Origin of the sequence: Nonomuraea sp. N2-4H, from assembly GCF_045291505.1 — a bacterium.
Classification (GTDB): Bacteria; Actinomycetota; Actinomycetes; order Streptosporangiales; family Streptosporangiaceae; genus Nonomuraea; species Nonomuraea fastidiosa.
The window spans coordinates 4,408,128-4,421,930 of sequence record NZ_CP147987.1; the positions used below are offsets into that span (position 1 = coordinate 4,408,128).

General features: G+C 73.3%; 10 protein-coding genes. 3 read left to right on the forward strand and 7 right to left on the reverse strand.

Features of this window, described 5'->3' with window-relative positions:
- Window positions 1-8: 8 nt before the first annotated feature.
- Window positions 9-2,567 carry a protein kinase domain-containing protein gene (locus WBK31_RS20395; RefSeq protein WP_406675422.1) on the forward strand — a complete coding sequence of 853 codons (2,559 nt, stop codon included), beginning with the start codon at window positions 9-11 and terminating at the stop codon, window positions 2,565-2,567.
- Between the two features lie 205 nt (window positions 2,568-2,772).
- Here the strand turns inward: WBK31_RS20395 and WBK31_RS20400 are convergent, their stop codons facing one another.
- Entirely contained in the window at window positions 2,773-3,036 is a 264-nt protein-coding gene (locus WBK31_RS20400; RefSeq protein WP_406675423.1) for a hypothetical protein, read from the reverse strand.
- A 322-nt stretch (window positions 3,037-3,358) separates the two neighbouring features.
- Window positions 3,359-4,264 carry a D-isomer specific 2-hydroxyacid dehydrogenase family protein gene (locus WBK31_RS20405; protein WP_364053904.1) on the reverse strand — a complete coding sequence of 302 codons (906 nt, stop codon included), beginning with the start codon at window positions 4,262-4,264 and terminating at the stop codon, window positions 3,359-3,361.
- Window positions 4,265-4,608: 344 nt separating this feature from the next.
- Between WBK31_RS20405 and WBK31_RS20410 the strand changes: the two genes are divergently transcribed.
- A complete protein-coding gene (locus WBK31_RS20410; protein ID WP_364053907.1) occupies window positions 4,609-5,820 on the forward strand; it encodes an MFS transporter in 1,212 nt (403 codons plus the stop codon).
- A 3-nt stretch (window positions 5,821-5,823) separates the two neighbouring features.
- Here WBK31_RS20410 and WBK31_RS20415 read toward each other — a convergent pair whose 3' ends face one another.
- The 3 genes from WBK31_RS20415 to WBK31_RS20425 are packed head-to-tail and all read right to left on the reverse strand — an operon-like array spanning window position 5,824 to window position 9,181.
- Window positions 5,824-6,693, reverse strand: coding sequence for an adenosine kinase (locus WBK31_RS20415; protein ID WP_364053910.1), 870 nt, complete (start codon window positions 6,691-6,693; stop codon window positions 5,824-5,826).
- On the reverse strand, window positions 6,690-7,715 hold the full coding sequence (locus WBK31_RS20420) for a LacI family DNA-binding transcriptional regulator (RefSeq protein WP_364053913.1): 1,026 nt from the start codon (window positions 7,713-7,715) through the stop codon (window positions 6,690-6,692). The genes WBK31_RS20415 and WBK31_RS20420 overlap by 4 nt, the downstream gene beginning before the upstream one ends.
- The gene (locus WBK31_RS20425; protein ID WP_364053916.1) at window positions 7,712-9,181 is read right to left on the reverse strand and encodes a glycoside hydrolase family 13 protein; all 1,470 of its coding nucleotides are present in this window, start codon (window positions 9,179-9,181) and stop codon (window positions 7,712-7,714) included. Before WBK31_RS20425 ends, WBK31_RS20420 begins: the two co-directional genes overlap by 4 nt.
- 242 nt (window positions 9,182-9,423) lie before the next feature.
- Here WBK31_RS20425 and WBK31_RS20430 point away from each other — a divergent pair, with 242 nt between their 5' ends.
- Window positions 9,424-10,716, forward strand: a complete 1,293-nt coding sequence (locus tag WBK31_RS20430; protein ID WP_364053919.1) for an ATP-binding cassette domain-containing protein — start codon at window positions 9,424-9,426, stop codon at window positions 10,714-10,716.
- A 119-nt stretch (window positions 10,717-10,835) separates the two neighbouring features.
- Here WBK31_RS20430 and WBK31_RS20435 read toward each other — a convergent pair whose 3' ends face one another.
- A complete protein-coding gene (locus WBK31_RS20435; RefSeq protein ID WP_364053922.1) occupies window positions 10,836-12,026 on the reverse strand; it encodes a hypothetical protein in 1,191 nt (396 codons plus the stop codon).
- Between the two features lie 426 nt (window positions 12,027-12,452).
- Window positions 12,453-13,769, reverse strand: a complete 1,317-nt coding sequence (locus WBK31_RS20440; RefSeq protein ID WP_364053924.1) for an acyltransferase — start codon at window positions 13,767-13,769, stop codon at window positions 12,453-12,455.
- Window positions 13,770-13,803 lie beyond the last annotated feature (34 nt).

Sequence of the window (13,803 nt, forward strand, 5' to 3'; positions counted from 1 at the left end):
CGGCGACGTTGGGGCGCTCCGCAGGCACTCCTCTTGAGCCGGAAGACCCGCCGGCGATCGGCCCCTACGAGCTGATCCGCCGTCTCGGCTCCGGTGGCATGGGCGTGGTCTACCTCGCCAAGGCCCCCGACGGCTCCAAGGTCGCGGTCAAGGCGATCAGGCGCGACTTCACCGCCGACCCGGTCTACCGGGCGCGGTTCCACGAAGAGGTGTCCAACGCGCGCAAGGTCGCCTCGTTCTGCACCGCGCGCGTGCTCGACCACGGCGAGGACCGCGGGCGGCTCTACCTCGTCACCGAGTACATCGACGGCATCTCGCTCGAAGACCACCTCATCGAGCACGGCGCGCTGTCGCCGTCCGTGCTGCACGCCGCCGCCGTCGGCGTGGCCGCCGCGCTCACCGCCATCCACGCCGCCGGGCTCGTCCACCGCGACCTCAAGCCCGCCAACGTGATGCTGACGCTGGCCGGGCCGCGCGTGATCGACTTCGGGCTGGCCCGATCCACCCACGTCCACTCCCGCCACACCAACGCCGGCATGGTCATGGGCACGCCCGGGTGGATCGCTCCCGAGCAGGTCTTCGAGGGCCAGACCAGCCCGGCCGGCGACGTGTTCGCGTGGGGGTCGCTCATCGCGTACGCGGGGCTCGGCGGGCATCCGTTCGGCGAGGGCGACGCGTACGTGATGGCGGCCAGGGCCCGGCAGGCGCCGCCCGACCTGCGGGGGCTGCCCGAGCCGCTGGACCGGCTCGTCGCGGCGGCCATCCACCCCGACCCCGCGCGCCGGCCCGCCGCCCGGCAGCTGCTGCTCGAACTGGTGGGCGCGGCCGACGAGCCCGCCGCGCAGCTCGCCGCCACCAAGCATCTGACCAACGCGTGGAACCCGTCGGAGTTCGGGCCGCTCATGCCGCCCCCGCCCGACGTCGCCCACGCCGGGGCCCACCCCGCTGCCCACCTTCCGCCGCAGCCGCCGCCGGCCGAGCGCACCGGCCCGACGCCCGGCACCTCCCGGGCACCGCAGCCGCCTGGCGATCGCGGCCCCGTTCCCGGTCCGGCACCGCACCCCGGCGCGGCCCCTCACGTCGCACCGCAGGGCGCCCCAGGCCCCTCCCATGGCCCACAGCCCGGCCCGGCCCACGCACCTGCGCCCCAGCCCGGCCCCGGCACGCCCCAGCCCGGCCTTGGCACGCCCCAGCCGGGCCCTCAGGGAGGCCCTGGCGGGCCGCAGGGCGGCCCCGCCGCACCCCAAGGTGGGACAGGTGCGCCCCAGGCCGGCCCCGGCGGGCCCCAACCGGGCCCTGGAGCACCCCAAGGCGGCCCGGCCACGCCCCCACCCGGACCGAACACGCCGCAAGGCGCCCCGGGAGCACCCCAGCCTGCCCCGGTAGCACCTCAAGGTGGCCCCGCCACGCCCCCACCCGGACCGAACACGCCTCAAGGCGGCCTCGGAGCACCTCAGGGTGGGCCGGGCTCGCCGCAAGGCGGACCTGGCGCCCAGCAGGGTGGGCCTGGCGCGCCTCAGGGTGGCCAGGCCGGGCCGGGGGCTCCGCAGCCCGGCCCGAACGTGCCGCAGGCCGCGTCGGCGCACGCGCCGCAGCAGGTCGTACCGGGAGGCGCCCCGCAAGGTGGCGCTCCGCAAGGTGCCCCGCAAGGAGGCGCTCCGCAAGGCGCACCCCAAGGAGGCGCCCCGCAAGGCGCACCGCAAGGGGGTGCGCCGCAGCCGCCGCCCGCCGAACGCACCGGACCACGGCCCGGTGGGGCGCACCCACAGCCGCCGTCACCGGCCGAGCGCACGGGACCGCGCCCCGGTTCGTCGCACCAACCGCCACCCGCCGAGCGGACCGGACCCCGGCCGGGCTCGTCACGCCCGCCCCAGCAGCCGCCGCCCGCCGAACGCACCGGGCCGCGGCCGGGTGGCGCACACCCGCAGCCGCCATCGCCCGCCGAGCGCACGGGACCGCTGCCGAGGGTGTCGCACCCGCCGCAGCAGCCGCCGCTGGAGTGGACCGGGCCGATGCCGCAGGTGCCCGTGCCGCCACGCCAGGGCAGGCCCATGCCCCAGCGGCCGGGCCGGGGGCCGCGCCAGCTCTACGGCAACCCCAAGCGCGGCGTGGCCACCGGCTGCCTGGCCGCGGTGGCGATCGTCGCCGTGCTGATGGTGGTGGTGATATCCGGGCTGTCCTGGTTCTTCCGCTCGCCCGCCGTCGGCGAGGACGGGCCGGTGCAGGACGGCAAGCTCCGCTTCGCGGTGACCGGCGTGAACTGCGCCGACACGGGGAAGGCGGCGGCCAAGCGTACGTGCGAGGTCGGCATCCAGGTCAGGAACGTCGGCCAGGAGGCCCGCGTGCTCTACCCCGGTCAGCAGAAGCTGATCGACGAGGACAAGGCCCTGCACGGCGGCACCAAGCTGCTCGACGAGGACGGCAAGGAGATCACCCCGGTCCGTATCGAGGCGGGCCGGACGTTCAAAGGGGCGCTGGTGTTCGAGCTGCCGAACGACCTCGACCCGCTGGGCCTGGAGGTCCACGACTCCGGCCTGAGCCGAGGCGCCCGCCTCAACCTCGACTGATCCGAGGGGGTTGCAGCCCCAGCCCGAGCCAGGCACCCGCCGCCGCACGGGCGAGCGAGCACTGACCCCGGCAAGGCGCACCCCGCTGCCCACAGCGGGACAGCACCCCGCCGAACCCCCGCTGCCAAGGCAGCCCGCCGGGTGCGGACCACCGCAGCAGTTGGGGGTGGAACCGGACCCAACGAGACGCGCACATCCGCCGCACTCAGCACAACGGCGAGGCGACCGACCGGAGCCGGAACGCCGCGACCCCCACGCTCAAGGTGGGCGCCCGACGAGACGGGCGGATCCGCCGCACCCACCGCACCGGCGAGACGCGTGGACCCGGCACACCCGGCACGCTGGAGGCGGTGACCCATCCGCGGTGTGCGACCGGCACCTGCCGCGCCCGGTCGGTCTCCGGCTCGGCCGGCATCAGCCGCGCCGCCACCAGCAGATCCAGCTCGCCACGGCCGCGGCGGCGTGGCAAGTCGGCCGCCATCCTCAGCGACGGCAGCCGGGAGGCGGAGCCCTCGACCGCCGGATACGGAGGCCCGCCTTCCCCGCGGCAGGCGCCTGAGCCGAACCGGCGGTTGGGAGGTCAGGCGGTGGTGGAAGGGACGCTCGGGCGGTCGAGAGGGCGATCAGGCGACCCGGGAGGGGCGGGAAGGCGGGAGGGGCGGTCAGGCCGGTCGGAGGGGCGGTCAGATGGCCTGGAGGGGCGATCTGACCGCCGGGAAGGACGCTCAGACCACCGGGAAGAGCGGTCAAACAACCGGGAAGAGCGGTCAGACCGCCGGGAAGGGCAAGGGTCAGAAGCCTTGGGAGGGGGAGGCGATGCCTTCCAAGGGTTCGCCGGCGATGAGGTGGCGGACGTTGGCCGTGACCCGGTCGGCCAGGCCGCGCCAGTAGGCCGGGCGCGGGTTGGCGCTGTGCGGGGTGATGAGCACGTTCTCCAGGGTCCACAGCGGGTGGCCGTCGGGCAGCGGCTCGGGGTCGGTGACGTCGAGCGCCGCCCCGCCGATGGCGCCCGAGCGCAGCGCCTCCACCAGCTCGTCGGTGACGACGAGGCTGCCTCTGGCGACGTTCACCAGCCAGGCGTCCTCGCGCATGAGCCCGAACTCGTGCGTGCCGAACATCCCCCTGGTCTCGGGAGTGGCGGGCGCGGCGACGACGACGTAATCGGCCTCGGGCAGCGCCTCGCGGAAGCGGGCGCGCGGCAGGATGGTGTCGGCGCCCGGCACCTCGCCGCGGTCGCTGACCGCCACGACGCGGCAGCCGAACGGCTCCAGCAGCCGGGTCAGCGACCTGCCGATGCCGCCCGCGCCGACGATGGCGACCGTCGATCCGGCCAGCACGCGGGAGTCGTTGCGGCCCCAGGTGGTGGCTCTGGCGTGGCGGTGCAGGGAGCGGGCGGCGGCCAGCATGAGGGCGAGCGCGTGCTCGGCGACGGCCGGGCCGTAGGCGCCGGTGGCGGCGGTGAAGACGGGGTGGTCGGCGAGGATGCCGGCGTCGGCCCACCGTTCGATGCCGGCGTGCGGGAGCTGCACCCAGCGGATGCCCTCGTGCAGCATGCCGCGCAGCTCCTCCGGGTCGTCGTTGCCGTAGTAGACGATCGCCTCGGCCTGCTCCAGCGGGACGACCCGCCCGCCGGCGCGGCTGACGGCGTCGATGAGCACGGGAACGGGTTCGGGGCCGACGTGGACGGCGACGGTCATCGGGGCTGCCTCCCGGTGGTACGCGTGGATCGGGCACGAGCTTATCCGGCCCGCAAAGGCCGCCGTCTGCCGAGGTCTCCGCCGGACGGGCACACTCCGCCCGCGACGGCCAGGACAGCGCCCTCCTCGGCTTCTGGCGCGTGCACAGGGGCCGGGCTTCGCTCGGCGGTCAAGCTGACGGCGCGTCACCCGTTCCGGCGTTCGGCATTTCCGAAATATCGGTTTACGCACGCCGTACCGGCAGATCATCCCGATTTATCGGGACTCAAGTCGTAAAGTGGGGCGCTTGACCATAAGCCACCCATGAGCAACGCTGTAGCGACAACCGTTGCCGGGGGCATCGCGTGAGGCGTCCATTCATCATCTTCCTGGCCGCCAACGCCTTATCCGTCACCGGCAACATGCTCTCCCTGCTCGCCGTCCCCTGGTTCGTGCTGGAGACGACCGACAGCGCGGTGCTGACGGGGCTGGCCTCGTTCGCCACCACCTTCCCCATCGTGATCTCCGCCGCGTTCGGCGGCACGCTGGTGGACCGGCTCGGGTACCGCGCGACGAGCGTACTGTCCGACCTGGCGAGCGGGGTGGTGGCGCTGGCCGTGCCGCTGCTGTTCGTGACCTCAGAGCTCGGCTATCCGCTGCTCCTGCTGCTGCTCTTCCTGCGCTGGCTGGTGACCACGCCCGGCGAGACCGCGCGCAAGGCCATGCTGCCCGACCTGTCGGTGGCGGCGGACGTGCGCATCGAGCGGGCGGCGGCGGCTTACGACGGGGTCTACCGGGCGGCCGCGATGGTGGGCGCGCCGCTGGCGGGGGTGCTGATCCTGTGGTTCGGCCCGCACCTGCTGCTGTTCGTGGACGGGGTGTCGTTCCTGCTGTCGGCGCTGCTGATCGGGTCGGGGGTGCCGCGCGTGTGGCGGGGCGAGCGGCACTCGACCGGCTACCTCGGCGACCTGCGGGCCGGGCTGGCGTTCCTGTGGCGGGACCGGCTGCAGCTCAGCGCCACCGTCATGGTCGTGGTGGTCAACCTGCTGGACACGGGCGTCACGCAGGTGCTGCTCGCGCTCTACTCGCGCCAGGTGGTGGGCGACCCGCGCGCCTTCGGCCTGCTCACGGGCGTGCTGGGGGCGGGCGCGGTGGCCGGGACCATCGTGTACGGCGCCACCGGCGAGCGCCTGCCGATGCGGCTGACGTACGGGCTGGCCTTCCTGCTCGCCGGGGTGCCGCGCGTGCTGGTGCTGGCCCTGGGCGCGCCGTTCCCGGTGGCGCTGGCGGTGACGGCGGTGTCGGGGTTCGCGGCGGGCGCGATCAACCCGATCCTGGGCATCCTGCAGTACGACAGGATCCCCGCCCCGCTGCGGGCCCGGGTGATCGGCACGATGACGGCGGCCATGTACGCGGGCATGCCCATCGGCGGCCTGCTCGCGGGCTCGCTCAGCTCCCTGACCGGCCTGGACGTGACGCTGCTGATGTTCACCTGCGTGTACGTGCTGATCTCGGTGCCGCCGTTCGTCTTCCGCACCTGGCGGGAGCTGGACCGCTCCCGCCCGTTCAGAGGCTGAGGGTCAGGCGCGGGCGAGCAGCAGCTCCTCGCTGATCGGGGACTCGTGGGTGCCGGGCACGGTGCAGGCGTGCGCACCGGCGATCGCGCCGAGGCGTACACACTCCTCCAAGGGCCTGCCGCGCAGGGTGCCGTACAGGAAGCCGGAGACGAACGCGTCGCCCGCGCCGTTGGTGTCGGCCACCGGACCGGGCAGCGGCGCGGCCGGGAAGGCGCGCACGGCGGAGCCGCGGGTGAGCACCAGGCAGCCGAGTGCGCCGCGCGTGCAGACGACGGTGCGGGCCCGGCCGCGCTCGACGATGGCGCGCATGGTGGCGGCCGGGTCGGTCAGCGCGGCGGCGGACAGGAACACCAGGTCGGAGCGGTAGGCGAAGTCCTCGTGGTAGTCGTTGACGCCGTCCCAGTCGTGCAGGTCGGTGGAGACGGGCACGCCGTCGAGGTCGTCGAAGACGTCGCGGCAGGCGTCGATGATCGACACGTGGGCATGCCTGACCGGCAGGCCGGCGTACAGCTCGCGCGGCAGGCGCTCGCCGGGCGTGGTCCTGGCGTCGTGCAGGGAGGTGCGGCGGCCGTCGGGGCCGACGAGCAGGACGCTGCGGCGGGTGCCCGCGGCGGCGCGGCCGAAGCGGCAGTCGAGGCCGCGCAGCGCGTCGCGGATGAGCGCGCCCTGCGGGTCGTCGCCGATGAGGTCGGCGAAGGCGACGCTGAGCCCGAGCGCGTGGCAGCCGAGCGCGACGCCGGAGCCGGTGTTGCCGATGCGGTCGGCGACGGGCGGCACGTGGCAGGTGTCGCGGTACGGCAGCGGCAGCTCGGGGACGTAGACGGTGGTGTCGACGCCGGAGCCGCCGAGCACCAGCAGGTCGTGGCCGCTCACCGGTTGACCAGCGGGCCCGAGCCGGTGGAGCCGCGCACGACGAGCTCCGGCTGGAAGATCAGCTCGATGTGTTTGGCGGGCGCGCCGTTGACCTCTTCGAGCAGCGTCTGCACGGCGGCCGAGGCCATCGCGCCGATCGGCTTGCGCACGGTGGTCAGCGGCGGATCGGTGAACGCGATGAGCGGCGAGTCGTCGAACCCGACCACCGACACCTCGCCCGGCACCGACAGCCCTTTCTCCCTGCACGCCCTGATCGCGCCGAGCGCCATGAGGTCGCTCGCGCACACGATGCCGGTGCAGCCCCTGCTGAGCAGCTGCGCGGCGGCGGCCTGGCCGCCCTCGACGGAGAACAGCGAGTGGGAGATCAGCTCATCGACGTCGGTCGCGCCGAGCAGCTGCGCCATGGCCTGCCGGTAGCCCTCGATCTTCCTGATGACGGGGACGAACCTGCGCGGCCCGAGCGCGAGGCCGATGCGCTCGTGGCCGAGGTCGACGAGGTGCTGCACGGCGAGCCTGGCGGCCATGCGGTCGTCGGGCGAGATGAAGGGCGCGTCGATGTGCTCGTTGTAGCCGTCGACCAGCACGATCGGCAGCCCGCGGTCGGTCAGCCGGGTGTAGCGGTCCATGCGGGCGGTGGTGTCGGCGTGGAGCCCGGAGACGAACACGATGCCGCTCACGCCGCGATCGACGAGCAGCTCGGTGAACTCGTCCTCGGGCGCGCCGCCGGGGAGCTGGGTGCACAGCACGGGCGTGTAGCCGTGCTGGGTCAACGCCTTCTCGATGGCCTGGGCGAACGCGGGGAAGATCGGGTTGTCCAGCTCGGGCGTCACCAGGCCGACCAGGCCGTTGCTGCGCTGCCGCAGGCGGGGCGGGCGCTCGTACCCCATGAGGTCGAGCGCGGCCATGACGGCCTGCCGGGTCGCCGCAGAGACGCCCGGCTTGCCGTTGAGCACTCTGCTGACGGTGGCCTCGCTCACCCCTGCCTGGGCGGCGATGTCGGCGAGGCGAGCGTGACCGTTCATGGCAGACACTTTACTTTCCACCAGGCCGCCGAATCGGCTGCTCCAGGGACGTCGGAGGCGATGAGCAGCGCGCCGTCCACGCCGAAGTCGACGGGCTCGCCCGTGAGGTTGACGGCGCAGACGAACGAGCCCCGGGAGAACATCAGCGTGCCCTCCGGAGAGTCGTGCCAGACCAGGTCGCCGTCGAGGTCGCGGCGCAGCCGCAGCGCCGTGCGGTACAGCTCCAGCGTGGAGCCCGGCACGCCCTCCTGGGCCTGCACGCTCAGCTCGGCCCACTCCCGGGGGATGGGCAGCCACGGGTCGCGCCAGCCGCCGTCGCGCGTCCACGGCAGCGGCACGCGGCAGCCGTCGCGGCCGCTGTCGGGGTCGCGCAGCCGCTGCGGGTCCTGGCACAGCTCGGCCGGCAGGTCGAGCACCTCGGGCAGGCCCAGCTCCTCGCCGTTGTAGAGGTAGGCGGAGCCGGGCAGCGCGAGCGTGAGCAGCGCGGCGGCGCGTGCCCTGGCCAGGCTGCCGTAGCGGGTGACGTGCCGCTTGACGTCGTGGTTGGACAGCACCCAGGTCGTGGGCGCGCCGACCGACCCGGCCGTGGCCAGCGAGTCGTCGATCACCTCGCGCAGCGCGGCGGCGTCCCAGGGGGCGAACAGGTAGTGGAAGTTGAACGCCTGGTGCAGCTCGTCGGGGCGGACGTACATGGCCAGCCGCTCGGGCGTGGGCGCCCACGCCTCGGCCACGCCGATGCGCTCGCCCGGGTAGGAGTCGAGCACCCGGCGCCAGGAGCGGTGGATCTCGTGCACCTCGTCGTTGTCGAAGAACGGCACCGGCTCCCTGCCGACCATCGTGGCCTGGTCGCCGCGCCCGATGTCGGGCAGGCCGCGCGGCTTGACCATGCCGTGCGCCACGTCCACCCGGAAGCCGTCCACGCCCAGGTCGAGCCAGAAGCGCAGGATCGACTCGAACTCGCCGCGCACCTCCTCGCTGTCCCAGTTGAGGTCGGGCTGCTCGGGGGCGAACAGGTGGAGGTACCACTGCCCGTCCTCGACCTGGCTCCAGGCGGAGCCGCCGAAGATGGACTCCCAGTCGTTCGGCCGGTCGCGGAAGATGTAGCGGTCGCGCCGCTCGCCGCGCAGCGCCTGCTGGAACCAGGGGTGCCGGTCGGAGGTGTGGTTGGGGACGATGTCGACGATGACGCGCAGCCCGTGGCCGTGCGCCTCGTCGATGAGCGCCTTGGCGTCGGCGAGCGTACCGAAGAGCGGGTCGACGTCGCGGTAGTCGGCCACGTCGTAGCCGAAGTCGGCCATCGGGGAGGGGTAGAAGGGCGTGAGCCAGATGGCGTCGACCCCGAGGCCGGCGAGATAGGGCAGGCGATCGCGGATGCCGATCAGGTCGCCCACGCCGTCGCCGTTGCCGTCGGCGAAGCTGCGCACGTAGACCTGATAAATCGCCGCATTTCGCCACCAGTCGGTCATCGGTCTCCCCCGAGGTCTCCCCAGCACGCCTCGACTATGAAATCCCTTTCCGCAAGTTTGCGCAACTGCTTCCACGCCCATCAGATTCGGAAATCTAGGCGTTCGGGCCCCCAAAACTCCCGTCCGAAACCCCGACCGAATGAGATTCTTTATGTCAAGGGTGGACATCGAGTGTTAAGGCGCGATGTACTACCTCTTCAATCAGCCCCGTCACAGGTGACACGCGCGCAAGGTGTGGGCCCATGAGCTCGGTCGTTCTCGACAAAGTGTCCAAGGTGTATCCGGGTGGCTATCTCGCAGTCGACCGGCTGAGCCTTCAAGCGCAGGACGGTGAGTTCCTCGTCCTGCTCGGCCCGTCAGGCTGCGGCAAGTCCACTCTGCTCCGCATGATCGCGGGGTTGGAGGACATCACCGAGGGCGACCTATGGCTGGACGGCGAGCTGGCCAACCACTTAGCCCCGCGCGACCGCGACGTGGCGATGGTGTTCCAGAACGGCGCCCTCTACCCCCACAGGACGGTCCGCGGGAACATCGCCTTCCCCTTGGAGATCGCCAAGGCCGACCCCGCGATGGTCCGCGAGCGCGTCACCGAGCTGTCCAAGGCGCTGCACATCGACGAGATGCTCGACCGCCGCCCCGGCACGCTGTCGGGCGGCCAGCGGCAGCGGGTCGCGATGGGGCGGGCCATCGTCCGCCAGCCCAAGCTCTTCCTCATGGACGAGCCGCTGTCGAACCTCGACGCGGGCATGCGCACCGAGCTGCGCATGGAGATCTCAGCGCTGGTCAGGTCGCTCGGCGTCACCACCATCTACGTCACCCACGACCAGGTGGAGGCCCTGACCCTGGCCGACAGGATCGCCATCTTGAACCGCGGGGTCCTCCAGGACGTGGGCACACCGGCCCAGATTTACAACGATCCAGCCACCGCGTTCGTCGCCGCGTTCCTCAACTCGCAGCAGCTGAACCTGCTCGCGGCCACCGTCAGGACGCCGCAGAACCAGTACGTGATGCTGGACTTCGGCACGCACCGGCTCACGATGCCGTGGAGCGATCCGAGGGCGTACGCGGTCTCGCAGCACACCGGCGGGCAGGTGCTCGTCGGGTTGCGGCCCGACGGGCTGGCGCCGGTGCCCGAGTCGTACGAGGGGCCGTCGTTCTTCGGGCGCGTCCGTGCGCTTGAGTACCACGGGCACGAGTGGCTGGCGTACCTGGAGTGCGGAATGCCGGGCGTGCCGGTGCCCGAGCCGCCGGACCCGCGTCAGCGCCGCCGCTCCAACGGCGGCTCCGCGGGCGGCGGCAGGCTGACCGGGCTGGTGCGGCGGCTGCTCTCCCGCGAGGAAGAGGAGTGGCAGGAGCAGGAGCGGGTGGGACAGCACCCGAACGGCAGCGGCGTCCACCGGCGCTCCGACCTGATCGTGCGCCTCGGCGGGCGGCCCATCTGGCGGCAGGGCGACCCGGCCAAGGTCGCCGTGGACCTCTCCCGCATCATGATCTTCACGTTGGACGGCGCCCGCATCGACCCGCCCCGCCGCTGACCGAAGCCTGCACCGCCCCGCCGCTGACCGAAGTCCGGACTGCCCGGCTCGTGGGCCGCGCCCGGGGCCGATCCGGCCCGCCGCCGGAGCGCGCCGCGCCCCGCAGCCGGCGTACGGCGTCACGCGAGGCTCCACCGGGAGCCCTCGGGGGTGTCCTCGACGGCGACGCCGCCCCTGACCAGGGCCGCGCGCAGGGCGTCGGCCACGTCGTACCGGCCGCTCGCGCGCAGCTCGGCCCGCAGTTCCAGCAGCGGCTCCACCAGGGCGGTCAGCTGCTCGGAGCGCCGGCCCGACTCGGCGGCCAGCTCGCCGAGCCGGGCGATCAGCAGCCGCATCAGCTCCCTGGCCTGCTCGACGCCGCCTGCGTCCTCCTCGGTGTCGGCGGCCCACTTGACCATCTCCGCCTCCAGGTCGAGCACCGCCTCCGCGGCCCGCATCGGGTCGCGCCCGGCTACCGCGGCGGCGAACGTCTCCTCGCACGAGCGGATCGACTCCTCCAGCGTCACCTCGGCGGGCGCGGCCTGGTCCTGAGGCGGCGCCAGGACGGGTGAGCCGCCCGCCGTACCGCCCTCGGCCAGGCGGCGCAGCCCGGCCAGGTCCGTACGCGTCCCGGACGGCAGCACCGTCGCCGACCCGGCCCTGCGCACGGTCAGCCCGCCGCGCCCCGCCACCCGCACCTCCTCGCTCGCCAGATCGATGATCAGCGCGGTGTGCTCGTCGATGCCCAGCACGGCGGTGCCCGGCGGCAGCTCGCGCTCCATCCGCGACAGCCGCCGCTCCCCCAGGTAGCAGTAGCGGGTGTCGTGGGTGCCGCCTTCGGCGTTGTCGAAGTGCGGGATCACCACCGCCTGCAGGCCCAGCGGCTCCAGCAGGTCGAGGCCCTCGCGCCAGTGCGGGTCCGCGCCCACCTTGTAGATCTCATAGACCGGTACGGTGGCCAGGCCCGCCGTACAGGCCGCCGCCGAGGCGAGCACCGTCACGCCCTCACGGGCGCGCACCCGGGCGCGCAGGTCGCCCGCCACGCCGGAGGCGGCCCAGCGGTCCAGCGCGTACGTGGGGCTGCCAGGCCCCGAGAACACCCAGTCCGCTCCGGCGATGGACGGCGCCACCTCCACCTCGAGCCCGACGCTGCGGGCGAAGTAGCGGCGGGCGCGAGCGGAGATGTCGGAGCAGTTCTCCTGGAAGGCGTACGGGGTGTCGAGCAGCACGGCCCGCGCCCCCGCGCGCAACGTCCGCGCCGCGGCGCGGTGGACCTCGACCATGGTCGGGCTCGTCTCCCCCGACCCCATCAACACCAGCAAACCGGGCATCACCGTCGGCCACCTCCTCACACGCCATCGATCACAACCCGGCCGCCCGGGCGTTTCAAGACCGACACGGGACATGCCAGTTCAACGCACCTGCACATGATTGGCAGTAAGTTGGTGGCGATGACGGCAGGACACGTGGTCTCAGTTGAGACGCTCATGCTCAGGGTGGACGCCGGCGGCCGCTGGTCGTACCGGACGGCCTCGACGATCCCCCGGCCCGGGGAGAGCCCGGACGAGGCGGCCAGGCGGCTGGGCGGGATCTCCGCCGCCGACCCCGGGACCGTCGTCCATTCCACGAGCTGGCGCTACGAGCCGGACGGCACCGTCGTCCTCACGTACGCCATCTGCCCCGACCCCGAGCCCTGGCTGCCCGCGACCGAGGCGCCGGTGCTGGAGATCGCCCGCGGCAGCACTCCCGCCGCGCCGTCACCCGACCGATTCGCCCTGGTCAACGTCGTCGCTCACGCGGTGCGGCACCTGGCGTTCCTCATGGCGGAGGACCCGGTCGTCGCCGGTGCTCTCGCCCGGCACCCGCACCTCGCCGCCGCCCTGCGGCCCGCCGCGGCACCGGCGTGAGATCCGCCGTCCCAGGTCCTGCATCGGCTTCTCCACGAACCGGTACGTCACCGCGCTCACCGCGATGATCACGACCAGCGCCGCCGCCGTCATCACCAGCTGGTACGCAAGCGGCTCGCCGCGCAGGTCGCCGCTGACCCGCACGAAGTACCGCAGCAGCGGGTGGTGCACCAGATAGAGCGAGTAGCTGATCAGCCCGAACCACACCAGGATCCTGGGCAGCCGCCGCCCCCGCAGCGCCATACCGCCCGCGAACGTGGCCGCCGCCAGCAGGATCGTGGTCAGCCAGACGTCCGCCTGCACCCACCACCAGCCGCTCTCGATCGCCCACACGGGCGCGATCACCACCAGCGCCCCGGTCACCGCCACCGGCCACAGCGGGCCCGTGCCCCGCTCCCACCGGTAGATCGCCGTGCCGGCGAACATCACCGCGAGCACCGCCGTCCCCAGCCACGGCACCCGGCTGCTCAGCAGCAGGCAGGCCACCGCCATCACGCCGAGCGCGCACGCCGAGAACGTGCGCAGGCGGCCCACCAGCACGCCGGTCAGGCCCAGCACGAACACCGCGCACGACACGTACGCCGGCCATCCGCCGCCGAACACCGCGCCGGACGCGACCAGACCCACCAGCACCGCCGCGACCGCGAACACGATCGCCCAGGTCCCGCTGCGCTCATGTCCCCTGGTCAGATACAGCGCCGTGACCACCAGATAGAAGACCATCTCGTACGAGAGCGTCCACATGGTGTCGGCGACCCCGCCGATGCCCACCACGTCGAGCAGCATCGTCGCGTGCGCCGCCACCGCGCTGCCGTCGCGCACCACCGCCTCCCGCACCGGCACCCACCACGACAGCGCCAGCACGACGGCGATGACCGCGAGGTAGAGGGGATAGAGGCGGAAGAAGCGGCTGATCCAGAACGCCCGCACGTCGCCGTGCCGTTCCAGGGACGCCGGGATGATGTAGCCGCTGACCAGGAAGAAGACGAGAATCCCGTAGACGCCGAGACTGAACCAGTAGGGCCGCAGGCTGGGCACGAACCACGGCAGCATGTGCTCGGCCACGACCGCCAGCGCGCCGATCCCCCGCAGGGCGTCCAGCCAGGCGAGGCGGCCGGCGGAGGTGACGGCGGACGGGGACACAGGGGGTGAAGTGGCTGCGGACACCCGCCCCAACCTACCCTTTACCGGCTGAACGATG